Source organism: Photorhabdus antumapuensis, from assembly GCF_020387775.1.
In the GTDB taxonomy this organism is placed as follows: domain Bacteria; phylum Pseudomonadota; class Gammaproteobacteria; order Enterobacterales; family Enterobacteriaceae; genus Photorhabdus; species Photorhabdus antumapuensis.
Genome location: NZ_JAHZMK010000036.1, coordinates 1 through 22,683, shown reverse-complemented (window position 1 = coordinate 22,683; position 22,683 = coordinate 1). Strand labels below are relative to the sequence as shown.

At 42.5% G+C, this 22,683-nt stretch carries 25 protein-coding genes, 1 tRNA gene, 2 other RNA genes and 1 pseudogene; 16 read left to right on the top strand and 13 right to left on the bottom strand.

Going from position 1 to position 22,683, the window contains the following annotated elements:
- Positions 1–100: 100 nt before the first annotated feature.
- Positions 101–706 carry a thymidine kinase gene (locus tag KZ793_RS15030; RefSeq protein ID WP_118985985.1) on the bottom strand — a complete coding sequence of 202 codons (606 nt, stop codon included), beginning with the start codon at positions 704–706 and terminating at the stop codon, positions 101–103.
- 645 nt (positions 707–1,351) lie between these two features.
- Between KZ793_RS15030 and hns the strand changes: the two genes are divergently transcribed.
- Positions 1,352–1,756 (top strand): histone-like nucleoid-structuring protein H-NS, encoded by a 405-nt coding sequence (hns, locus tag KZ793_RS15025; RefSeq protein ID WP_225816082.1) that lies wholly within the window; start codon positions 1,352–1,354, stop codon positions 1,754–1,756.
- A 299-nt stretch (positions 1,757–2,055) separates the two neighbouring features.
- On the opposite strand, the gene KZ793_RS15020 is transcribed toward hns, so the two are convergent.
- From KZ793_RS15020 to rssB, 4 genes are all read right to left on the bottom strand, one after another.
- Positions 2,056–3,069, bottom strand: a complete 1,014-nt coding sequence (locus KZ793_RS15020; protein ID WP_225816081.1) for an NAD-dependent epimerase — start codon at positions 3,067–3,069, stop codon at positions 2,056–2,058.
- An 8-nt stretch (positions 3,070–3,077) separates the two neighbouring features.
- Complete coding sequence (locus tag KZ793_RS15015) at positions 3,078–4,421, bottom strand: UDP-glucose dehydrogenase family protein (protein WP_225816080.1); 1,344 nt, start codon at positions 4,419–4,421, stop codon at positions 3,078–3,080.
- 23 nt (positions 4,422–4,444) lie between these two features.
- The gene (gene galU / locus KZ793_RS15010; RefSeq protein ID WP_225816079.1) at positions 4,445–5,377 is read right to left on the bottom strand and encodes a UTP--glucose-1-phosphate uridylyltransferase GalU; all 933 of its coding nucleotides are present in this window, start codon (positions 5,375–5,377) and stop codon (positions 4,445–4,447) included.
- Between the two features lie 380 nt (positions 5,378–5,757).
- Positions 5,758–6,783, bottom strand: a complete 1,026-nt coding sequence (gene rssB, locus KZ793_RS15005) for a two-component system response regulator RssB (RefSeq protein ID WP_225816078.1) — start codon at positions 6,781–6,783, stop codon at positions 5,758–5,760.
- Positions 6,784–6,940: 157 nt separating this feature from the next.
- Here rssB and KZ793_RS15000 point away from each other — a divergent pair, with 157 nt between their 5' ends.
- From KZ793_RS15000 to KZ793_RS14930, 15 genes are all read left to right on the top strand, one after another.
- Positions 6,941–7,402 (top strand): YchJ family protein, encoded by a 462-nt coding sequence (locus tag KZ793_RS15000; protein ID WP_225816077.1) that lies wholly within the window; start codon positions 6,941–6,943, stop codon positions 7,400–7,402.
- A 45-nt stretch (positions 7,403–7,447) separates the two neighbouring features.
- Positions 7,448–8,296, top strand: a complete 849-nt coding sequence (purU, locus tag KZ793_RS14995; RefSeq protein ID WP_225816076.1) for a formyltetrahydrofolate deformylase — start codon at positions 7,448–7,450, stop codon at positions 8,294–8,296.
- Between the two features lie 247 nt (positions 8,297–8,543).
- On the top strand, positions 8,544–8,984 hold the full coding sequence (locus KZ793_RS14990; RefSeq protein WP_225816075.1) for a cupin domain-containing protein: 441 nt from the start codon (positions 8,544–8,546) through the stop codon (positions 8,982–8,984).
- Positions 8,985–9,237: 253 nt separating this feature from the next.
- Positions 9,238–9,322: transfer RNA gene (locus tag KZ793_RS14985), tRNA-Tyr, on the top strand.
- 40 nt (positions 9,323–9,362) lie between these two features.
- A non-coding RNA gene (locus tag KZ793_RS14980) (RtT sRNA) lies at positions 9,363–9,499 on the top strand.
- 40 nt (positions 9,500–9,539) lie between these two features.
- Positions 9,540–9,676, top strand: a non-coding RNA gene (locus KZ793_RS14975) — RtT sRNA.
- A gap of 390 nt (positions 9,677–10,066) precedes the next feature.
- On the top strand, positions 10,067–10,972 hold the full coding sequence (gene ltnD / locus KZ793_RS14970; protein WP_225816074.1) for an L-threonate dehydrogenase: 906 nt from the start codon (positions 10,067–10,069) through the stop codon (positions 10,970–10,972).
- Positions 10,972–12,249, top strand: a complete 1,278-nt coding sequence (otnK, locus tag KZ793_RS14965) for a 3-oxo-tetronate kinase (RefSeq protein ID WP_225816073.1) — start codon at positions 10,972–10,974, stop codon at positions 12,247–12,249. The genes ltnD and otnK overlap by 1 nt, the downstream gene beginning before the upstream one ends.
- Positions 12,242–12,883, top strand: coding sequence for a 3-oxo-tetronate 4-phosphate decarboxylase (gene otnC / locus KZ793_RS14960; RefSeq protein ID WP_225816072.1), 642 nt, complete (start codon positions 12,242–12,244; stop codon positions 12,881–12,883). Before otnK ends, otnC begins: the two co-directional genes overlap by 8 nt.
- A gap of 18 nt (positions 12,884–12,901) precedes the next feature.
- The gene (gene otnI, locus KZ793_RS14955) at positions 12,902–13,681 is read left to right on the top strand and encodes a 2-oxo-tetronate isomerase (protein WP_225816071.1); all 780 of its coding nucleotides are present in this window, start codon (positions 12,902–12,904) and stop codon (positions 13,679–13,681) included.
- A 12-nt stretch (positions 13,682–13,693) separates the two neighbouring features.
- Positions 13,694–14,461: a DeoR/GlpR family DNA-binding transcription regulator gene (locus tag KZ793_RS14950; RefSeq protein WP_225816070.1), complete on the top strand. Its 768-nt coding sequence runs from the start codon at positions 13,694–13,696 to the stop codon at positions 14,459–14,461.
- A gap of 58 nt (positions 14,462–14,519) precedes the next feature.
- On the top strand, positions 14,520–15,485 hold the full coding sequence (gene denD / locus KZ793_RS14945; RefSeq protein ID WP_225816069.1) for a D-erythronate dehydrogenase: 966 nt from the start codon (positions 14,520–14,522) through the stop codon (positions 15,483–15,485).
- A gap of 2 nt (positions 15,486–15,487) precedes the next feature.
- The gene (locus KZ793_RS14940) at positions 15,488–16,873 is read left to right on the top strand and encodes a GntP family permease (protein ID WP_225816068.1); all 1,386 of its coding nucleotides are present in this window, start codon (positions 15,488–15,490) and stop codon (positions 16,871–16,873) included.
- 369 nt (positions 16,874–17,242) lie between these two features.
- Entirely contained in the window at positions 17,243–17,479 is a 237-nt protein-coding gene (locus KZ793_RS14935) for a hypothetical protein (RefSeq protein WP_225816067.1), read from the top strand.
- A gap of 79 nt (positions 17,480–17,558) precedes the next feature.
- Positions 17,559–17,801, top strand: a complete 243-nt coding sequence (locus KZ793_RS14930) for a SymE family type I addiction module toxin (protein WP_225816066.1) — start codon at positions 17,559–17,561, stop codon at positions 17,799–17,801.
- A gap of 49 nt (positions 17,802–17,850) precedes the next feature.
- Here the strand turns inward: KZ793_RS14930 and KZ793_RS14925 are convergent, their stop codons facing one another.
- From KZ793_RS14925 to KZ793_RS14890, 8 genes and pseudogenes are all read right to left on the bottom strand, one after another.
- Positions 17,851–18,312 carry a hypothetical protein gene (locus tag KZ793_RS14925; RefSeq protein ID WP_225816065.1) on the bottom strand — a complete coding sequence of 154 codons (462 nt, stop codon included), beginning with the start codon at positions 18,310–18,312 and terminating at the stop codon, positions 17,851–17,853.
- The gene (locus tag KZ793_RS14920) at positions 18,309–18,896 is read right to left on the bottom strand and encodes a hypothetical protein (RefSeq protein ID WP_317987470.1); all 588 of its coding nucleotides are present in this window, start codon (positions 18,894–18,896) and stop codon (positions 18,309–18,311) included. Before KZ793_RS14920 ends, KZ793_RS14925 begins: the two co-directional genes overlap by 4 nt.
- A 495-nt stretch (positions 18,897–19,391) precedes the next feature.
- Positions 19,392–19,616 carry a hypothetical protein gene (locus KZ793_RS14915; RefSeq protein ID WP_225816064.1) on the bottom strand — a complete coding sequence of 75 codons (225 nt, stop codon included), beginning with the start codon at positions 19,614–19,616 and terminating at the stop codon, positions 19,392–19,394.
- A 78-nt stretch (positions 19,617–19,694) separates the two neighbouring features.
- Entirely contained in the window at positions 19,695–20,180 is a 486-nt protein-coding gene (locus KZ793_RS14910; RefSeq protein ID WP_225816063.1) for a hypothetical protein, read from the bottom strand.
- 120 nt (positions 20,181–20,300) lie between these two features.
- A complete protein-coding gene (locus KZ793_RS14905; protein ID WP_049584800.1) occupies positions 20,301–20,684 on the bottom strand; it encodes a hypothetical protein in 384 nt (127 codons plus the stop codon).
- Positions 20,685–21,590, bottom strand: a complete 906-nt coding sequence (locus KZ793_RS14900) for a hypothetical protein (RefSeq protein WP_225816062.1) — start codon at positions 21,588–21,590, stop codon at positions 20,685–20,687. It abuts the gene before it with no gap.
- A 213-nt stretch (positions 21,591–21,803) separates the two neighbouring features.
- The gene (locus KZ793_RS14895; RefSeq protein ID WP_051691095.1) at positions 21,804–22,166 is read right to left on the bottom strand and encodes a hypothetical protein; all 363 of its coding nucleotides are present in this window, start codon (positions 22,164–22,166) and stop codon (positions 21,804–21,806) included.
- Positions 22,163–22,683: pseudogene (locus KZ793_RS14890) on the bottom strand (hemolysin BL-binding protein); the annotation flags it as partial. The gene KZ793_RS14895 and the pseudogene KZ793_RS14890, both read right to left, overlap by 4 nt.

Below are 22,683 nucleotides of genomic sequence, written 5' to 3'. Positions count from 1 at the left end.
TTAAGGGTGCTGATATCAGCGCCCTTTAACTTACCGCTGCCCTATTCTTAATACAAACTCTCAAACAGAGCATCCGACCGCTTCACAAAAAGTCTATCCATTACACGCTATCCTTTCTGTTTTTCCTCGCCTCACTAATAGCATCCATATAGTGCTTACGGCAAACAGACATATACTTTTCATTGCCACCGATATCAACTTGCTCGCCATCATAAATAGCCGCACCTTCGCTATCAAAACGTAATGCACGGTTCGCTTTACGTCCACAATAGCAAATAGTTTTCAATTCAACTAACTTATCAGCCCACGCCAGAAGATACTGGCTACCACTGAAAAGCTCGCCTCTGAAATCAGTTCTCAGCCCATAACAAAGAACCGGAATATCATCGTAGTCGGTCACCTTACATATCTGTTCGATCTGTGCTTTCGTGAGAAAATGGCACTCATCAATAAGCACACAATGCACTTTTTCCTGCTTATTTTCATTTCTGATCAACTCACCAATATCTGTCTGTTGACTAAACAGAAGTGCATCAGAAGATAATCCAATCCGAGAATTGACTTTTCCATTTTCAAACCGGGTGTCAATTTCTGCGGTAAACACCAGCGTTCTCATCCCTCTTTCATTATAGTTATAAGAGGATTGCAACAAAGATGTCGATTTTCCAGCATTCATTGCGGAGTAATAAAAATAAAGTTGAGCCATCAACCCTGCCCCTTAACAAAATTTATAAAGCCATATAGTCAGATGAGTTTACCATAAACTTTAGTCGTGATTATCCATCTCAGTAAGCTGCACCGGTTGATATACCGAAATATTTAGCTTAGTGATGTCTTAATGATTCATGGCCACCATCACACCAGCCGAGTAATAAAGCACATTTGAATGACAAATGCTCATGTTTAAATTAAGAAATGAAAGCCAGACTGATTTGTTGCATATCGTATGCAAATTAATAATGTGCGTGATTTACTTCCAGAAAACGGTAACAGTAAATCAGCGATAACTCATGGATTAGTCATAAGTTTTTTTTAACTTAGTATTATTCTGCTTTAGCAGGTATGATAAGAAACAGTTAAAATTACTTACCGATTTAGTATATACCTGGTTTATAAATTAGAGAGATTATCATGTCCCCTCTTTGTTAAAGGTACCCTGAACATGTTATTGGGGAATGACAATCGAAATAGCTGTATAAAAAGCGCTATATAACTTTTGTAAAGAAATTACGTTTAAAAAAAAAGAGCTATTTTATCCGAATATGAGAAATTGACTATTGCAGAAAATAAAATAGCATTCTATTATTATATCCACATCAGCCATCATCATTAATAATTTGAGACCAGGACAATGAGCGATTTAAAAACCCTAAATAACATCCGTACTTTACGAGCCCAAGCAAGAGAATGTCAACTTGAGTTCTTAGATGAAATACTTGAAAAACTGCTCGTCGTTGTTGAAGAACGTCGTGAAGAAGAAAGTCAGGTACAAGCTGAATTAGAGGAACGTACACGTAAATTGGAAGAAGTTCGCAAAATGATTCTTGACCAAGGAATTGATCCAAGCGAATTGCTTCAGACAATGAGCTCCGGCAAATCTGCTGGTAAAGCAAAACGTCCTGCACGTCCAGCTAAATACCAATATGTTGATACAAACGGTGAAACTAAAACTTGGACTGGCCAAGGACGTACACCTGCTGTTATCAAAAAAGCAATTGAAGATGAAGGAAAAACGCTGGATAGTTTCTTACTCTAATTCATTGTTTTTCAAGTTAATTTAATTAAAAACACCCTTTTAAAATAGAAGGGTGTTTTTATTATTAAACAACTTAGCTGACAAAAGAATTAACGTCTATCGTATAAACGAGTATAAGTATCCTTGAGAAGAATTTAGTCAAGTTGCCCGTTTTTTGTATCATTTCTTTATGATAAAGCAAGGCTAGTTACTCACTTAGCCAATGCCTAGGTAAATTAATAATCAAACAGACACAACTATTTACTTCTCTCTGGTCACGGTCGTTGATTCAATAGATAAGGAGCCAATGGCTCCTTATCTTATTTAGACTTATGATAGAAACTCAAATACCACTCTACAAACTGCTTCACACCCTGCTTCACAGGTGTATTTGGGGCAAACCCTATTTTTTGGAAAATGTCACTTGAATCAGCACAGGTCAACAGAACATCACCATCTTGCATGGGCATAAAATTTTTCTTAGCCTGAATGCCTAATGATTCTTCTATTGCTTCAATAAAATCACCTAGTCTAGTTGGTTGACCATTACCAATATTATAAATACAGTAAGGGGCAGAGCTGGCAGATATTTGCCCATCTTCAACCATCCAGCTCTCATTTGATGTGGGAATGATGTCTTGCAATCTGATTATTGATTCAACGATATCATCTATATACGTAAAATCTCTAACCATATTACCGTAGTTATAAACATCAATCGGCTGCCCTGATAACATAGCTTTGGTGAACTTAAATAAAGCCATATCAGGACGTCCCCACGGACCATATACCGTAAAGAAGCGCAAGCCTGTCGTTGGCAACTGATAAAGATGAGAGTAACTATGAGACATTAATTCATCTGACTTTTTTGTTGCCGCATATAGTGAAACTGGATGATCAACCGAATCGTTTGTAGAAAACGGTTGCTTTCTATTTAATCCATAAACAGAACTAGAAGAAGAATATAATAAATGCTCAACATTATTGTGACGGCAACCTTCCAGGATATTGATATGCCCTATTATATTCGAATCAATGTAAGCCATTGGGTTTTGCAACGAATAGCGAACACCCGCCTGAGCCCCCAGATGGATAACCCGCTGAAATTGGTGTCGCGAAAAAAGATCGGGAATGGCTATTCTGTCAGCTAAATCTAGCTTTTCAAATTTAAAACCTGGCTTATCAAATAATAGATCTAACCGTGCTTGTTTGAGACTCACATCATAATAGTCATTAAGGTTGTCGATACCCACAACCTCATGCCCCATTTGCAATAATCTTTGGCTCACATGAAAGCCAATAAAACCAGCAGCACCTGTGACTAAGAATTTCATTGTATTACTCAGATAACCGGATTAATGGATGCCCCACGACCAATCCCATAATAAGTAAAACCCCGGGATTGCAGGCGTTCAGGATCATAGAGATTCCGGCCATCAAAGATAACCGGCGTTTTGAGAGACTCTTTGATTACATCAAAATCTGGCGCACGAAAACTTTGCCATTCAGTACAAATGATCAAGGCATCGGCTCCCTTAAGCGCTGCTTCTTTAGTCCCCATCAATAATAAATCATCACGCTGACCATAAATACGCTGAGCTTCTTGCATCGCTTCAGGATCGTAAGCCTGTATTTTGGCTCCGGCCTGCCATAATGCTTCCATCAAAACACAGCTTGATGCTTCACGCATATCATCGGTATTCGGTTTGAACGATAATCCCCAGACAGAAAATGTCTTACCGGATAAATCTTCACCGAAATGGCGCGTGACAAAAGAAGGCAATTTATGCTTTTGCAGTTCATTCACCTGCTCCACAGCACGAAGAATTTTAGGCTGATAACCAATTTGCTCTGCGGTGCGAATTAACGCCTGCACATCTTTCGGGAAACATGAGCCACCATAACCACAGCCCGGATAAATAAAATGATAGCCAATACGGGAATCAGAACCCATTCCTTGACGAACATGCTCAATATCAGCACCAAGCATTTCAGCTAAATTAGATATCTCATTCATAAAACTGATTTTCGTTGCCAACATACAGTTAGCAGCATACTTCGTCAGTTCTGCGCTACGGATATCCATCACAATCATACGATCATGATTACGGTTAAAGGGTTCGTACAATTCATACATTAGGTCAACGACTCTTTCATTGTCACACCCAATAATAATCCGCTCAGGGCGCATACAATCTGCAACAGCCGCTCCTTCTTTAAGGAACTCAGGGTTAGAAACCACATCAAATGGAATATCAATATTACGTTGACACAGAGTCTCATTAACAACGGCATTAACTTTATCTGCGGTACCAACAGGAACCGTAGATTTATCGATAATCACCTTATAGCTATCCATATATTCCGCAATAGTACGAGCAACCGCTGTCACATACTTCAAATCTGCTGAACCATCTTCATCAGGAGGAGTACCGACTGCAATAAATTGCAATTTACCGTGTGCAACACCGGCCTTTGCATCCGTACTAAAATTCAGACGGCCTTCTTCATAATTTTTTTTCACCAGTGGAGCTAAACCAGGTTCAAAAATGGGAATTTGACCATTTTTCAAATTTTCAACTTTATTTTCATCTATATCAATGCAAAGAACATTATGACCGACTTCAGCTAAAACCGCCGCCTGAACCAAGCCAACATAACCAATACCAAATACCGTAACTTTCATATAACACCTAAATTTCCGTAAAGTTATTCTTTAATCCGATCCTGCAAAGCCACTAACCAATCAGTAAATTCTTTGCCCAAAGCATGATGTTTCATACCATACCGGACAAATGCCTGCATATAACCAAGCTTATTACCGCAATCATGGCTTACCCCCTGCAAGTGATAGGCTTCCACAGGCTCCCTTTCTATTAACATAGCGATTGCATCAGTCAGTTGAATTTCATCACCGGCACCGGGTGCTGTTTTTGCTAATAATGGCCAAATTTTCTCGGACAACACATAACGGCCAACAATAGAAAGATTTGATGGTGCTTCTTTCGGTTTAGGTTTTTCAACCACGCGCTTAATTGGTTTGCTGTCACCGGGTTGAAGATTTTCTCCCTGGCAATCGACAATACCATAACTAGAAACTTCTTCATGAGGTACAGGTTCTACTAATATTTGACTAGCACCCGTTTCATTATACCGAACCAACATTTCGCTCAGATTATATTTAGTCAGATCTGTACTGTATTCATCGAGAATAACATCCGGCAGTATCACAGCAAAAGGTTCATCACCGATTAAAGGCTTGGCACATAACACCGCATGCCCTAATCCTTTAGCAATTCCCTGACGAGTTTGCATAATGGTGACATGATTTGGACAAATAGATTGAACTTCGTCCAATAACTGACGCTTCACCCTTTTCTCAAGGATAGCTTCCAGCTCAAAACTGGTATCAAAATGGTTTTCAATTGAATTTTTTGATGAATGAGTTACCAGGATAATTTCATTAATGCCAGCGGCAATACATTCATTAACAACATACTGAATAAGAGGTTTATCCACTAAAGGCAACATCTCTTTAGGAATTGCTTTCGTAGCAGGTAACATCCTCGTTCCCAAGCCCGCGACTGGAATAACGGCTTTCTTTACTATTTTTGTTACTGATGGTTTTGTTACTGATGGCATTAATCTTTCTCCCGATGTTTTTTGGCTGAAACAAATCCGTCTTCAACTCAAAATCAGTGCCGATTCTTTAATAAGGTGATTATTTTGTGTCAATAAACCGTGCACACAAACAGCACGCAGAAACCGATGCATACAAAAGTTCACTACTCCGTTCACCCTTCTGACCACTCAAGAAGTTATCACTTTTATCTGAGCAGCGCTAAATCCGCTCTTTGTAGTAAAGAGCGGCAAATAAAATAGCCTGGTTAGATAGATTCCAAGCATAATAGTCAGAGTATACCAGCTAATTCTCGTCGATAAACATCACCATTCTGTTTAATTACATTATCGTGACTTGATGTTTAAAATCCGTTTTAAACAAAATTCCACCTTGGTAATATTCACCCAGAATACATTGAAGAAAGCATCAGATTTATTTGACTATTTGTATTCCAAATCCGACATTGCCATTCAGCACTATGAGAACAAACTTGGTTCGAACAAATCGTTCTCAATGTCCCAAGAGGAACACCACTGTCTAATTGAATTTGGCGATTGCCCGACTTAATACTGGCATGTAACCCTGCGGAAGTGAGCAGAACCGTTTTATTAATTGTATGATAATACCCAAGCAGCAATGGAAATTGCCCTTGTAACCCTGCACCTTCCAGTAAGTTATTAATTCTATTTAAAATACCTGCCATATTGGGTAAACGCCGGGAATGGTGGATGATATGCTCTTGTAACAAACTGTTAAATATGACTCTAAGTAATAATGCTGAAATCACACCATACTCTTTTGAACGGCTAATATCTAAACAATAAAAAGCTAATTCATTGTCAGATAACGCCGCCATATCGAGAATTAATCCTGGTTTATCAATTATATTTAATTTTCGGTAATTGACTTTACAGTGGGCAATCACTTGAGAAACTGGGGGTTGTAACTGCTTAAGCATATTTAATGCTTCATCTGAATTATGCTTTAGGGTTAACCAATCTTTATTCAAGTTATTCTGTTCAATCGCACCAGACATAAAGACCGTAGGATGTAAATAGGCCAACACCGATTTTTTTATCTCATTAAGATCTGAAACAGGTTTTAATAAAACATCTTTTGCTCCCAAACGAAGCACTTCATCAATTTCAGCCATCTTGTTAGTCGCTGAAATAATAATAACTGGAATGCTAATACCCTCATTCATCAATTTCGCAATAAATTCAATGCCATTCATAACCGGCATATCTAAATCACATAAAATAAGTTCAACATGAGCTTCGCGTCCTAGCACCTGTAGTGCAACAGCGCCATTAGATGCGACTAATACCTTAGCGCCCAACGTTCGCAAATACCCTGCTAGCAAAGAACAAAAAACAGCTTCATCCTCCACAATCAGAATTTTTTTGCCTGCCAATGCCTTTTCCATAAATACGCTCCCTTACCTTAATATTGCGACCTTCACCTTTTCTTAGGTACTATCACTCATATTAGTTCAATTAAGTGATTATCATTTGTTCTCTTACGTTTCTTTGCAATAGAAAACCCGTAAAAATGGTATTTCACCCTTTACAATTGGAGTTATTTTGACAGAGCTATGTCCTTGTGGTAGCGGAATAGATTTTGCGGATTGCTGTTCCCCTTATCTCCAAAACATAAAATTTGCCCAAACTGCCGAATCACTGATGCGTTCCCGATACAGTGCCTATGTAAAGCACAACGCCGATTACCTAATTACCAGCTGGCATCCTGACTGCCAGGCTGAAAAGTGGCGTTTAAATATAGAACAGAGTTTTATTGTTACCCAGTGGCTCAAACTAAATGTCATTACAACTGAAAAAGGCGAAAATGATAACGAAGCCTATGTTGAATTTTCAGCTTGCTTTCTTGATCAGAAATCCCAAGATAAACAACTTATTCATGAGCGTTCACGTTTTCTTCGTATAGACCAGCGTTGGTACTATATTGATGGTGTGAAACCTCAAATTGGCCGTAATAGCCCCTGCCCATGTGGTTCGGGTAAAAAATACAAAAAATGTTGTGGTTAAGGCCCGCAAACAGAAAACGCAAAATATTTAAGGATAATCCCATTCATGCAACACCAACATATACAAAAGAAAATTCTACGCACTATTTGCCCTGATGCCAAAGGACTGATCGCCAAAATTACTAATATTTGCTACAAACACCAACTGAATATAGTTCAGAATAATGAATTCGTCGATCATCGTACTGGCCGCTTTTTTATGCGTACTGAGCTTGAAGGAATTTTCAATGATGAGACATTTCTTGCTGATTTAGATGATGCCCTTCCGGTGGGTTCTCAACGGGAATTAAATAGTGCGGGGCGTCGGCGTATTGTCATTATGGTAACAAAAGAAGCGCATTGTCTTGGGGATTTGCTCATGAAAAGCGCTTATGATGGGCTTGATGTTGAAATTGCGGCGGTTATCGGCAACCATGCAACATTACAATCGCTGGTTGAACAATTTGGTATTCCTTTCCATTTAATCAGTCACGAAGGTTTAACCCGTGAACAACACGATGAAAAACTGATTGCACGGATTGACCAATACAAACCTGACTACGTGGTATTAGCTAAATACATGCGAGTATTGACACCAGAATTTGTCCAGCATTATCCAAATCAGATTATTAACATTCACCACTCCTTTTTACCTGCATTTATCGGAGCACGTCCTTATCATCAGGCTTATGAAAGAGGGGTAAAAATCATCGGAGCAACAGCGCATTATGTGAATGATAATCTGGATGAAGGTCCAATTATTACTCAGAATGTCATTAACATAGACCATACATACACTGCTGAAGATATGATGAGAGCGGGCCGGGATGTTGAAAAAAATGTTCTGAGCCATGCTTTATATTGGGTTCTTGCTCAGCGGGTTTTTGTTTACGGCAACCGTACTGTAATTCTTTAAAGCTGAATTAATTGGGGCCAAAAAACAGCACACGGTAACTTATTTTCAAATATATGCTTTACAGCGGCGATTCATTTGATGTGATTCTGGCCGCTGTAAGCAATAGTGGTACTAGGAAAAGTGTCGTTTTCTTTCCCCTCGTTGCTCAACACGAACTTAAGTAACTAAGTGAGGGTCTTCCTTGATCATAGTGGGAATGGTATGGTTCGCCACAGATCATCTACCCACTTTATTACAAGGATCCCGCATGCAGCTATCTATTCAAACTTTATCGGTCTTCACATCTTTTGCTTTCCTCATTGCTCCGTTTTTCACTCAAGCACATGACAGCAATACTACTGGTATTAACGTTGAAAAATTGCTTGAGACTGAAAAGTCTTGGGATGGCGTGTCTTATCAGGGATACCCCCAAGGCACTCCTCAGCTTTCAGTTCTCAAAATTACTATTGATCCAAATACCAGCCTTGACTGGCATGAACACCCGATACCTAATGCAGCTTATGTACTGGACGGGGTGTTAACGGCGGAGAAAAAATCCAGTGGCGAAAAACGTCTTTTAAAGGCAGGAGAGGCGTTATCCGAGATGGTTGACAGTGCTCATCGCGGTTACACAGGCAAAGAAGGTGTTACCCTCTTGGTCTTCTACGCAGGGCAAAAAGGGGTCCCTCTTTCTAAACCTGTTGAGTAAAAACCACTCAGGAGGGGAGTGCCCACTGCAATCAACAGTGATACATATCAAAACGTTGTGGTGTTCCCGAACGGCCAAAGAGAGTAGACGGTAAATCTGCTGTCACAAACAGACCACTTATTTGCTCACAACAGGATCAACAAGGATAAAAAAACAGCATACGGTAACTTATTTTTAAATATATACTTTACAGCGGCGGCTCATTTGATATGATTCTGCCCGCTGTAAGCAACAGTGATACATTTCAAAATCTGGTGGGGTTCCCGATCGGCCAAAGGGAGCAGACTGTAAATCTGCCGTCACAGACTTCGAAGGTTCGAATCCTTCCCCCACCACCAAAAATATCCTTCGGGCCTTAGAAACAAACTCAATAAAAACATATTCCTCGTTTGGGGAAGGTTGAGAACCTTCGCCAAGGTTCGAGTTGAGCACAGCGAAACAACAATGCGGCGCTTGCGACGCGTTGGCCCGTAGGGCGAGGAACGTAGTGACGAGTCATCCTTCCCCCACCACCACAAATATCCTTCGGGCCTTAGAAACAAACTCAATAAAAACATATTCCTCGTTTGGGGAAGGTTGAGAACCTTCGCCAAGGTTCGAGTTGAGCGCAGCGAAACAACAATGCGGCGCTTGCGACGCGTTGGCCCGTAGGGCGAGGAACGTAGTGACGAGTCATCCTTCCCCCACCACCACAAATATCCTTCAAGACTTCCAAATAAACCTAAGTTCCTAAGTTAACACCCGATATACCCTTATTCCTCCGAAAACAGCCTACCTATACATGCCCCTGAATTGTCCGTTCTTAAACATATCCAGAAGCAAATTAACATCTTTAAAAAAATTCAGTAAAAAGCGCTTACCCAACCTTAACGTACCCAAAATCATATTCCCTATCACACCTTTATGTGAAACTTAACATTTCTCAAAAAACAATAATAAATCATATAAATCAAATAATTAAAATAAAAACCACCTTCAAGAAGTGGACATTGTAATGTGATAACCATCCTATATTTGTGAAATATTGTGTGAAATAATGATAAAAGAATAACAAATTATAACAACAACACCAGGGAACCATCATGAACCAATCAATACAAAAAATAGGGATTATAGGATTGGGGGCTATGGGGATGGGAATTGCCCGCGCGTTAATACGCGCGGGTATTCCTACATATGGATTTGATTTAAACCCAAAAGCCTGTGACCAACTTCTGCAAGCAGGCGCTAAAGTGGCAACAAACAACGCAGCAAATTGGGCATCAGAGCTGGATGCTATCTTACTCGTTGTCGTCAATAGTGCTCAAATAGAAAGCATACTGTTTGAAGGCGAAACACCGCTGGTCAGCCGACTAAAAGCCGGTACGATCATTGTACTTCACAGTACCGTTGCCGCAGAACAAGCTAAAGATTTTGCCCAACGTCTTAACAAATACAACCTCAACATGCTGGACGCGCCTATTTCAGGTGGCGCACTAAAAGCTGAACAAGGCCAGCTCACCGTTATGGCTTCCGGTGAACCGGCATTATTTGAACAACTAAAACCTGTATTTGATGCCACCACCGAACGCCTTTACCATGTCGGAAGTGAAATTGGTCAAGGATCTATCGTCAAAACAATTCATCAATTACTTGCCGGTATACATATTGCAGCAGCCGCAGAAAGTATGGCATTGGCAGCCAAAGCCGGCATTTCCCTGGATCTGATGTACGACATTGTCACTCACGCAGCCGGTAACTCTTGGATGTTTGAAAACCGCGTTCCCCATATTCTGGCAGGGGATTACACCGCCAAATCCTCCGTAGACATTTTTGTCAAAGATCTGGGATTAGTCTTAGAAACAGGTAAGGATCTGAAATTCCCATTACCATTATCAGCCACTGCACATCAAATGTTCCTTGCTGCCAGTAATGAAGGTTTCGGCCAATGGGATGACTGCGCGGTTATCAAAACATTCAAAGGTATCACTTTGCCGGAGAAAAAATAATGACCATTAAATTGGGCGTTATCGCCGATGACTTTACCGGCGCAACCGATATCGCCGGTTTTATGGTGCAAAGCGGCTGGCGAGTCGTCCAGTTACTGAATCCACCTGATGAAAATACCACCATTCCACAGGATGTTGATGCTATTGTTATCAGCCTGAAAAGCCGTTCCTGCCCGATAGACGAAGCCGTGAATAACGCGGTGAAATCCTGCCACTGGTTACGTCAGAAAGCAGGTTGTCCACAAATATTCTTCAAATACTGCTCAACTTTTGACTCTACCAGCAAAGGCAATATTGGGCCGGTCACTGATGCGCTGATGGATGAACTACAAACAGACATCACGCTGATCTCCCCTGCCCTTCCCGTTAACGGGCGAACAGTTGTGCATGGACATCTATTTGTCAACGGTCAACTCCTTAATGAAAGTGGCATGCAGCACCATCCGGTAACACCAATGACAGATGCCAATCTACTGCGCCTGATAGAACAACAAGCTCAAGGGAAAGCAGATTTGGTGGATCTGGTATGTGTACATCAGGGCGAACAGGCAATCCGTATCAGACTAAATCATTTACAACAACAAAACATACGCTACGCAGTAACAGATACCCTCTTCATGAATGACCTCCTGCCTATTGCCAGAGCGGCATCAGAGCTGAAATTAATCACTGGTGGTTCCGGTCTTGGTGCTGCCCTTGCCAGCATAGACACCAGTAAGCCATTGATATCATGCCAACTGGAAGGGGCAACCCCACCCGCCGAGAATAGACGCACCGTGATCCTTTCTGGCAGTTGCTCCGTCATGACCAATAAACAAATTGCTCTATATCAGACACTGGCCCCAGCTAAGGCTCTGAATATTGACTCATGCATCAATGATCCACAATATGCCGAAAAGCTGGTTGCGTGGGTTATTCAGCAATCCGAAAACTATCTGGCACCGATGCTATATGCGACTCAACCCCCAGAAATATTACAGAAAATCCAACAACAATATGGTGCAACTACTGCCAGTGAAGCAATAGAAAACACCTTCGCCAGCGTTGTAGCAGGACTGCGTCAGCTAGGATTCAATACCTTTATTGTCGCAGGTGGCGAAACTGCCGGTAAGATAGTGCAAAGTCTGGACATCCAACAATTCAGTATCGGTGCACCTATTGCTCCCGGCGTACCTTGGGTACACGATCGACAACACAATTATTGGCTGGCATTGAAATCAGGTAACTTTGGCAATATCGATTTCTTCCTGCATGTACAGGAGATGTTTCATGAGTGAACAAGCACTACGGACAGAGTTAGTCGAATGGGCTCGTTCAATGTTCTACCGGGGTTATAGCAGTGGCGGTGCAGGTAACATCAGCGCCAAACTGGAAGATGGCACGATTATCATCACGCCGACCAACTCCAGTTTTGGCGACTTGCAAGCGGATCGCCTGAGCAAGCTAGATGCAGAGGGTAATTGGTTATCCGGTGACAAACCCACAAAAGAAGTTTCCATGCATTTGGCAATGTACCGCAACCGTCCCGAATGCCATGCGGTAGTCCATCTACATTCCCCTTGGTTAACTGCCCTTTCCTGCCTACCCAATCTGGACAGAAATAACTGTCTACCACCCATTACGCCCTACTATGTGATGCGGGTCGGAAAACTACCTCTGGTCAAATATCTGCCACCAGGAGATGAAAGAATCGGTGAGGAAATTGCGAAGCTGGCCGCAAAACACAACGCAATCCTATTATCGAACCACGGACCTGTTGTCGGCGGCAAAACTTTACGGCAAGCTTTTTTCAATGCAGAAGAATTGGAAGATACTGCACGACTCTATTTAACGTTACTGCCACACGGCTTCACGACATTAAATGAAGAGCAAGTACAAGAACTTGAAACTCGTTACCCAAAAACTGAGTAAACAAACAAGGAATTCGTCATGGCTAAATTCGCGGCTAACTTGAGCATGATGTTCAATGATGTCCCTTTCACCGAACGTTTTGCCCGGGCAGCCAAAGCTGGATTTAAAGGCGTTGAATATCTGTTTCCTTATGAAATAGCAGCAGAAGCGCTTGCTGCCCTATTAAAGCAGCATCAATTAACCCAGGTTCTGTTCAACATGCCCGCCGGAAACTGGGCAGCGGGAGAAAGAGGGATAGCCTCTCTTCCTGGCCGTGAAAAAGAATTTGCCGAAAATGTACAAACCGCGCTGAAATATGCACTGGCGCTGAACTGCAAGCAAGTTCATGCAATGGCAGGAAAACTGGACCTACAATTTATGCCAACACTACAACGCGAGTGTTATATCAGAAACATTCAACATGCCGCTGATGCGATGGCAGAACATAACATCAACGTATTAATTGAACCGATTAATACTCGTGATATGCCAAATTACTTCCTGACAACTCAGTATCAAGCGGAAACATTACTCCAAGCCATTGACCGTCAAAATGTTTTTATCCAGTTAGATCTTTACCATTGTCAAATCATGGAAGGGGATTTACTACGCACCATTGAACGTCTATGGGGCAAATTCAGTCACATCCAGATTGCCTCCGTGCCCGAACGCCATGAACCCGATAGCGGCGAAGTAAACTATCCGTGGCTATTTAATAAACTGGATGAAATGGGCTATCAAGGGTGGTTAGGCTGTGAATACCACCCGGCTGGTTACACCGAAGATGGTCTGGATTGGTTGACCAAAGCACGGAAATAATCAGGAGAAGGTATGCTTCCATCAGAGCGTAGAGACTTTATTTATCACTATGTGCATGAATATCAAACAATTTCTATCAGTACACTGGTTAAACTGATGAACGTCTCACATATGACAGTACGGCGGGATATTCGCACTCTGGAAGAAGAAGGAAAAGTCGTTAGTGTCAGTGGCGGTGTGCAACTTAGTGATGTTTTACGTCAGGAACTGCCTTGGAATGAAAAAGCCCGGCTTAATCATCGTCATAAGCGGGAAATTGGTCAATATGCAGTATCTATGGTTGAAGATGGACAAGTGGTCTACCTTGACGCTGGCACCACCACGTTTGAAATTGCCAGAGTCTTGGCTGAGCGTTTTAACCTCACTATCATCACGAACGATTTTTCCATTACCCAATACCTGATGAACAAACCCCAATTAAATCTGTTCCATACCGGGGGACAGGTAGATAAGAGAAATTATTCCTGTGTTGGCCCTATCGCCGCCATGCTGCTTCGCAATCTGAATGTGGATATTGCCTTTATTAGCACCAGCTCATGGGATCTGGAGCATGGTGTCTCCACGCCACATGAAGAAAAAGTGTTAGTCAAACAGGCAGTATTGGAAATCGCCCGCCGCCGTGTTTTGGTATCTGATAGCAGTAAATATGGCAAATACGGCATGTTTCGGGTCTGCCCGCTTTCGAGTTTGGATGATATTGTCTGTGACAGCCAGCTTCCGCCGAAAGTGCAGCAACAATTACGAGAACATAATCTGATATTACATACCGTCAACGTATAAGGATAAGAACCCTACCCTAAAGCAAATAGTCCAAGGCTATTGAACAAGGAGAGTCACAATGAAAGTAATAATTACTGGTGGCGCAGGTTTTCTAGGCCAGCAACTAGCCAGCGCTTTACTCAACAACAATCAAACATTAAATTTCGACCAACTCATATTGACCGATATTCAATGTCCTGTTTCACCCGTTAATGATCCCCGCGTTCAGTGTCTGGCGCTGGATTTAGCTCAATCAGGCGCTGCGGAAAAGCTGATCGATGAAAACAGTACGGTATTATTCCACCTCGCCGCCATTGTCAGTAGTCACGCTGAAAGCGATTTTGATCTCGGCTTGCAAGTTAACTTTGATGTTACTCGCAACTTATTAAACGTTGCACGGGCTAAAAATCCAAAATTGAAATTTATTTTCACCAGTTCCTTGGCCGTATTTGGCGGAGAATTACCAGCAACCATTACAGATCAATGTGCAGTTAATCCTCAATCATCCTATGGCGCACAGAAAGCCATGTGTGAATTGATGATTAACGACTACTCCCGCAAAGGATATGTCGATGGCCGAGTACTTCGTCTACCGACAATCAGTATCCGCCCGGGTAAACCAAACAAAGCAGCATCCTCTTTTGCCAGTGGCATCATCCGTGAACCTCTGCACGGAGAAAACAGTATCTGCCCAGTTTCCCGCGATCTGGCTTTATGGCTTTCCAGCCCTGAAACCGTGATCCGCAACTTTATACATGCAGTTCAAATTCCGGCGGAAAAATTTGGTCTTTCCCGCACCGTTAATTTACCGGGTATTAGTGTCACGGTTCAGGACATGATTGATTCACTGGCAGAGGTTGCCGGGCAAAAAGCGGTGGATCTCATCCGTTTCGAACCTGACGAAAACATTAACCGTATTGTTGCCAGTTGGCCGGGTCACTTCGATATCAGCCGTGGCTTATCACTGGGTTTCCAAGCTGATAATACTTTCAGTGATGCAATCCGTGCTTTTATCACCAATAACCTATCCCGAACAGGAGGCTAATTATGGAACTCTACATTCCGGTCATTGGTCTGGGTGTAGCCGTGTTTACGTTGATCTTTCTGGTGCTACGTACCCGTGTTCATGCTTTATTAGCAATGCTCATTGCCGCGGCGATCGCCGGGCTCTCTGGTGGTTTAACCGCAGCAAATACCATTGATGTTATGACTAAAGGTTTTGGCTCCACACTAGGCAGTATTGGGATTGTTATCGGTCTAGGGGTCATGATGGGGCGGGTGCTGGAAGTTTCCGGTGCAGCAGAACAGATAGCCTACAGTTTTATCAAATGGTTAGGTAAAAAACGCGAAGAGTGGGCATTAGCGATCACCGGTTATATCGTCAGTATTCCGATTTTCGTCGACTCTGCCTTTGTTATCCTCTATCCACTGGCAAAGGCACTCGCGAAAAAGGGAAAACGTCATCTTCTAACGCTTGGCGTAGCACTGGCCGGCGGATTGGTTGTTACCCACCACACGGTTCCGCCAACACCGGGGCCACTGGGGGTTGCCGGTATTTTTGGTGTAGATGTTGGTGCCATGATGTTAACCGGTATGGTTCTGGCGGTACCTTGCGTTATTGGCATTGTATTTTATGCCAAATGGTTAGCCGTAAAATATCCTGAATTTCAACCCATTGATGAAGCAGAAGAAGCTCAAGATCTACAAGCCATCCACCAACGTTACCTGGAAGAGAAGGAGAACAAATCACTACCGAGCCTATTTTTCTCCCTGTTGCCGATTATTGTCCCTATCGTTTTGATCTTCATTAAAGCAATTAATGAACTGCTATTAAACACTAAAACCTTTACTGGACAAGAAAACAACTTCTATTTCCAGGCATTTGATTTCCTTGGTGCACCAGTTATTGCCTTAGCCATCAGTGTATTATTGGCGGTTTATACCTTGATGCCAAAAGCCAATAAACATGAAGTGATTGACCGTCTGGAAGAAGGTTTACAGGCTGCCGGTATTATTTTATTGGTGACAGGAGCAGGTGGTGCGTTAGGAGCGGTATTGCGTGAAAGCGGCACTGGCACTATTCTGGCGCAATATATAGCCAATCTACCACTAACACCGGTGCTGATTCCATTTATCATCGCAACACTGGTTCGCTTAATTCAAGGTTCCGGCACTGTGGCAATGATTACCGCTGCTTCTATTTCTGCGCCAATTATTAGTCAAATTCCGGGGATCAACATGCTGGTTGCCGCACAAGCAGCAACGATGGGCTCGTTATTCTTCGGTTATTTTAATGACAGCCTATTCTGGGTCATTAACCGAATGATGGGAATCAAAGATGCTAAACAACAGATGATCGTTTGGTCAATCCCAACCACTATTGCATGGGCGATTGGCTTATGTGGTGTCATCATCCTGGATCTGGTGTTATAGACACGAAATCATTAGCAAAATTATCATTTAGCCTCCTTAACATAGGGGGCTAAATTAATTCTCTGATCACATTATGACCTTTTATAAAATTTCATTTCCTGATCATCGAAATTTTAGCAAAAACCACCGTAAATTTATTGTTCTTAGGCATATTGACATCCTCTCCCACCTTCGCACTTTGTGACTCAGGAGGGGAAGCCCCGTTATTGGGTGACTGCTGATTGCTCAGTGTCCGGTTCCTGCTTCAACGGGCGGCCTGACTGCACCGTAAGGCTCCGGGGTATATCGGCTACGGCTCATGGCGTCAGTCTCCAGGTGAAGATAAGGAAGCGGTAGCGTGCAGGAGCCGGAGGGGAAGAACAAGGTGAGATGACCGGAGTATTACTCCGCAAGCTCTCTCGTGCACTTTCGGTCAGTGCAGATACGCTGGTTTTTGATGAGAATGAACGTAACCCGGATGAAGAGCTGCGGTTGCAGTTTGAGGCGGTCAGCCAGTTCACGCCCGAAGAGAAAGAAGTGGCAAGGGTGTTACTGGACTCATTGATTTTAAAACACGATGCCAACCGTTTTGCCCGTCACAACAGCAGAGCAGGCACCGAGAAGTAAGATGTTAAAACACGTGCGGCGATCCCGTGTTGGAGCACGGAACCGCCGCTAACCGTAAGCAACTATTGGAGTAGTTACTATGGCTAACCGCGATTGTAATGTAAATCCAGGCAGTTCGAAAGCCCAGCGCCGCTATAAAATCGGCTACATCAGTACTCGTCATGCCGATAGACACACCGGCATGACCCGCCACTACAGCCAGCACCCCAGTTTACATTTGAAGGGCAACTGGCTGGCAGCGGCGGGATTTGCCACCGGGCAGCCCGTGCAGGTCAGCATTGAACATGGGCTGTTGATTATTCAGCTCACTGAGCAGGACTGACAGCTAAAGGGAAGATCTCAGCCTCATTGAGCTGGGATCTTTTTTAGTCTTAAAGCAACATTAAACTACCGTTACATAATAAATCATCTTGATTAAACTGAAGATGTAATGCATATTTTTGATACTCGTATTTTATCCAGTTATTAATGTAACCAAGCAGCATATCCATTTTTCCTCCACCTTTCACTAACGGTTCTCCTAGTACTTGGATGACTTTCTCGGCATCCCATCCTTCGCCAATGTTAGATAATAGACACCCTTTAAAACAGGAATAACCTTCATTCTCACTAAAATAAAAATGAATATGGTTTAATACCCCCTCTCGGAAGCCTATTTCTATTCCAGAATGAGCAAAACTATAATAAATTGTTTGTCCAATTGGATCGTTATACTCCGAAGGGTCTTGGGATACTTCGGGTTGCTCTCCTATCGCTAGACAGAGTTCATTAAACTCCTTAGATGATTCTGTTGTTCCAAGGGAACTAGTAAATTTGCTCCAATCAATCATCATTTAATCACTCCCATCTCACGATTACGTTCTATGATTTTGTTGACCGCGTCATCAACCAATTTAGGATCATAACCCCGTTCTATCATATTTTTTCTTAATGCGTCAGTATCACGACACTCTGCCCCACAAAGATCTTGTGCATCTTTCTGAACTTGAGTAGGAGTATTTTTACCTCCGTAAGTCGGGCTGGCTTTATGAGCATCACGTGGAATTTCAACAACCGTTGCGTTTTGATAAAGATTTTTTGTTTCATCTTTTGTCAGAGGGCGACCCAACTCACTTTCTCTTGCTTTTTTCAGTGCTGCAAAGGACGGAATGTGGTCATGTTCTAATTTGTCCCCCACAACAGCACGGGATTTTAATTCCTTGTAGGATCCCACATCCAGCACCTTAACTGCCTGTATTTCATCGCTGGCTTTGTTAATTAGTTTGGATGCTTCCGCAACATTCCCTTTCTCCAGCGCCGTTTCTGCTGCTTTAATGGCTTTGCCCGCAGCATCACCCGCAATGGGCACTAAACCAACGACTGCGGCCAGATAGTCTATCGCATTTTGCGCTTCCGCAAAGCTCTTGATATCGCCCACAACAGGAACAAAGTCTATCCCAAACGAAGTCGCCCCCTTAAGGAGTTCCGCCCGATGTTCGCTGATTCTGGCTGAACAGGCATCCGCGCTCAGTCCGGCACAATGCTGCGCCTTAAAGTCGGCTTCCGCAGTTTTGATTTGCTTTAAGGCTTTCTGGTATTTGTCAGCCTGCGATTCGCCAGATAACTGACGTTCGACAATATCACTTATTGCATTATTCTCAATCGCATTCTTCGCCGTCTGCGCCCCGTCAACCCCGCCCGCCGTGGAGTCCGTTTCTTGAAGAACTGGACGGCAATCTCTACCTTCTGCTTTACATGCAGCTAAATCTTTATCTAATTGACGAGCTTCATCTCCAGTAAGAACGCCTCGAAGCGACTTTTCAGCCCGATAAGCCGCTTTGTTCCGCTGTAATATAACTTCACCTTTAATTTAAATGGTTGTCCAACGTTTGGGGTGTAGTTCACAGCAGCTGGGATCGTTCTTATCGGGTAACTAACGAATATCAAATAACCAAAGCACAAAGCCTGCCAGAAATCCCGACGTACTGATTTTTAGATACATTACAATATTATCGCTAATGAAGTGAAAAATTTCTTTTCCCCCACCAACCCAATAACCAAGTACGTGAAATATTATACACATTAGAAACACTGCCAGAAAAAAAGAACAAGATAAATACAACATAACCCCGATCGATTTAATTTTATTTCTTTTCATCTTGTTTCTCCTTATTTTCTATAGTGCTTCCGACACCACTATTAAATAAACCTGATGCAGCCGAATCCCCTAAATTACCTACGGTAGACGGAATGTGCCATATTGAATAGCTGCATTTACCCCACTGGTGACACCTGCCGCAAGTAGCTGCTCTTTCCCTTTCGCCCCCTGAATCATCGCCTTTGCACCAAAGACCATTACAGGCCATGAAGTTGGATCTAAGGCGACAGCGGCAACTCTGTCAGAAGTGGTAATATTATCCTTCAAAAACTGCAAATCATTACCATTCAAATACTGCACTATCTTGATGGAGTCGGGATCTTTTAATTTCTCTGACAATCGAATTTGTAACGATCCCTCATCAAGCGCAACATTCGTATTTGCTTGAATAATTTCTTCATAAGTCACGCAGGTAATACCCCCTCCTTTGCATTTTTCTTCTAATTCGGCGCTATTCTTATTGCTGGTATCCAAATACTTCTGAATGACAGCACCACAGTCACCTCCTTTAGCCTTACACTCCGCCAGTTCTTTATCAAAACTTCTGCTTTCATCTTCGTGCAATTAGTTATTCTCAATCACTATTACCAGTGAGGCCGGACAGTTAATCATTCAACTGGCTGAGAATGATTGACGACTAAAAGGAAGATCCCAGCTCTCAGGCTGGGATTCAATATTTATTGATTACCACCACTTAGGATAATCATTAAATGCCTCGTATAACGCGTGTCTCGAATCATCAGTTAACTTTTCTCTACCCTTTGCTGATGTGGTGTAACCATCCAGATCTTCTTTAGCACATGACCACTCAAGCAAATTCTGGACAGGATTTAATAACAATTCAAAAGATCCATTCATATCTTTAAGAAGAGCAATATCGTTTCTACGCATGTTATCGACAAACGCATCAAAACATTGACATTCTATCCATAACTGTAAGTTCACATCTGAACTATAACCAAATTTATTTACTCGGATTGTAAGATTAAATTTTATTGATGGTATGTGCTCATCAAGTTCTATTACATCCAGTGCAATATTTATAGGACTTTTAATTTCTATATCCATTTAATGTGCTCCTACATAACGGGCATGAATGATCGTTGGCAACTCATTTGTTGCGCGTGGCGGTTTAATTTCCAGTTGCCAACCATCTATAGTAATTCTCTCACCATATGGCATATTATTTTTTGTGGCAGTATTTACAGCGGATTGAAAACTCCTCAGCTCTTCCTGGCTGGCGAGTCTTACGGCTTCAGGTGTATGCGTCACAGCTTTTGATGCCGCATATTCCGCCATATGTTCAGTAGCATTCCCGTGTACCCATACTTTTTTCCCATTCGGTAATGACATTTCAAAAGATTTAGGAATCACCGATCCAGGATACACTGGCTGAGTACCTTTAATGGAATCGAAAACGGTTCCTGTTGATAACTCACTACCTTTCGCAGCATTAGTTGCAACAATTTCAGTTTTTCCATTAGGCAATGACTTTCCATCAAACTTACCAGTAGAGTGCTCAACGTTCGTCACTGTGCCCTGATTTCTCTGGCTGTATTTTCCTTCACCCGCACCCCATTGAGGAAGCGTGTTTTCTGTTTTACCGCCCACCCCCGGATTTTTAGCCAGTGCCAAAAAAGTCTTCGCAGCCACATACTGCATCACCTTCGCTTCACTGGCCGGGATGCCACTGGCCACAATTTCAGCGGCTTTCTCCGGCGTCATTTTCTCATTGGACATAACCACATCCAACGGGACACCGAAGAAGTTCCCCCACGCCACAATCAGCCCTCTGGCTGGATCTTGACCTTCGGGATGGGTGCCCCGGGCTTGCCTCGCCAGCTCTTCGGATAGCTGATCCGGTGTAGCACCTTCCTTGTACATCTTCATCGCCAGTGAACTCTGTGCCCGACCGTACTCCGCCATGCCTTTTGGCAAGCTCAACGCATTATTCTCAACAACAACGCATTCCATTGCGAAGTTGACCGCCGGACGCCGATTTTTTCTATGGTACTCAGTCAGTTACAACCTGTTTTTCCCTGTACGGTTTGACTCCTGGCCAATAACACCCCGACGCGACTTTTCAGCTCGATAAGCCATTTTGCCTCGATGTGATGAATCTCACCTTTAGAGTTAGATGGTTATCCAACATTTGGGGTATAGTTCACAATGGCTAGGATTTCTACTTTACTTATTAGGATAGTTATAATGCTCAGGCACCTGATAATTTTCTGGTATATTCGGCCACTCTGAATTTTTTAAGAAAGTATCAGAATCATCTTTTATATCCTCAAAAAAACCAGACAATCTCATTGAATGCACTCTAATGTAAACTAATGCGGCTTGCATGGTAATTTTATCATCAATAAGCTGTGCTTTTTGTAATAAACAAATTGCCTCTTTTAGCCTATGCATATCCAGAAAAAACATTTCATTTAAATCACTTTCATAATCAATTAATAAGTTATCAGTGACATTACTTTCAGAGATTTCTTTCGAAAGTTGATGATAACTATCATTTAACATTTCAAAGAAAAGATCTTTAATCATTTTGGGAGTCTCCTTCCTTCAGCTGCTGCTGCCTTAGTTTTATCTAAATTAATCGAACCATCCAAATTCAACACATGAATAAAGTTTCCTCTCTTATCAAAAACTTCCAAGTGGTTCTTATGACGGCCATCTAAATAGAATTGATCGCCTGTACGGATATTATCACTTATATCATTTGATGCTTTGTAGACACTCTGTCCTTGGTAAATCTTACTAGTTTTTTGTGAGTTTCCTTTCGCTTGGTTACCAAATCCTTTCTGTTTAAAGAATTCATTCATATTCCCTACAGCCCCCTGATTCGGTTGATATGGTTGTTTGCCTTTTCCGACATCCCCGCGGCCTTTCGCTCCAGCCTTACTAATCCTTCCGGCCATTCCCGCAGATGCAGCAATCCCCGTCTGCCCCATAATCTTCACGATTTCCTGGGTCGTCTCTTCTGAGCCGCCGGTGACTTGGGCACGATGGAGCACCAAATTCCGTGATGCATCAATATTCGACATCGCACCCCGTAAATCAG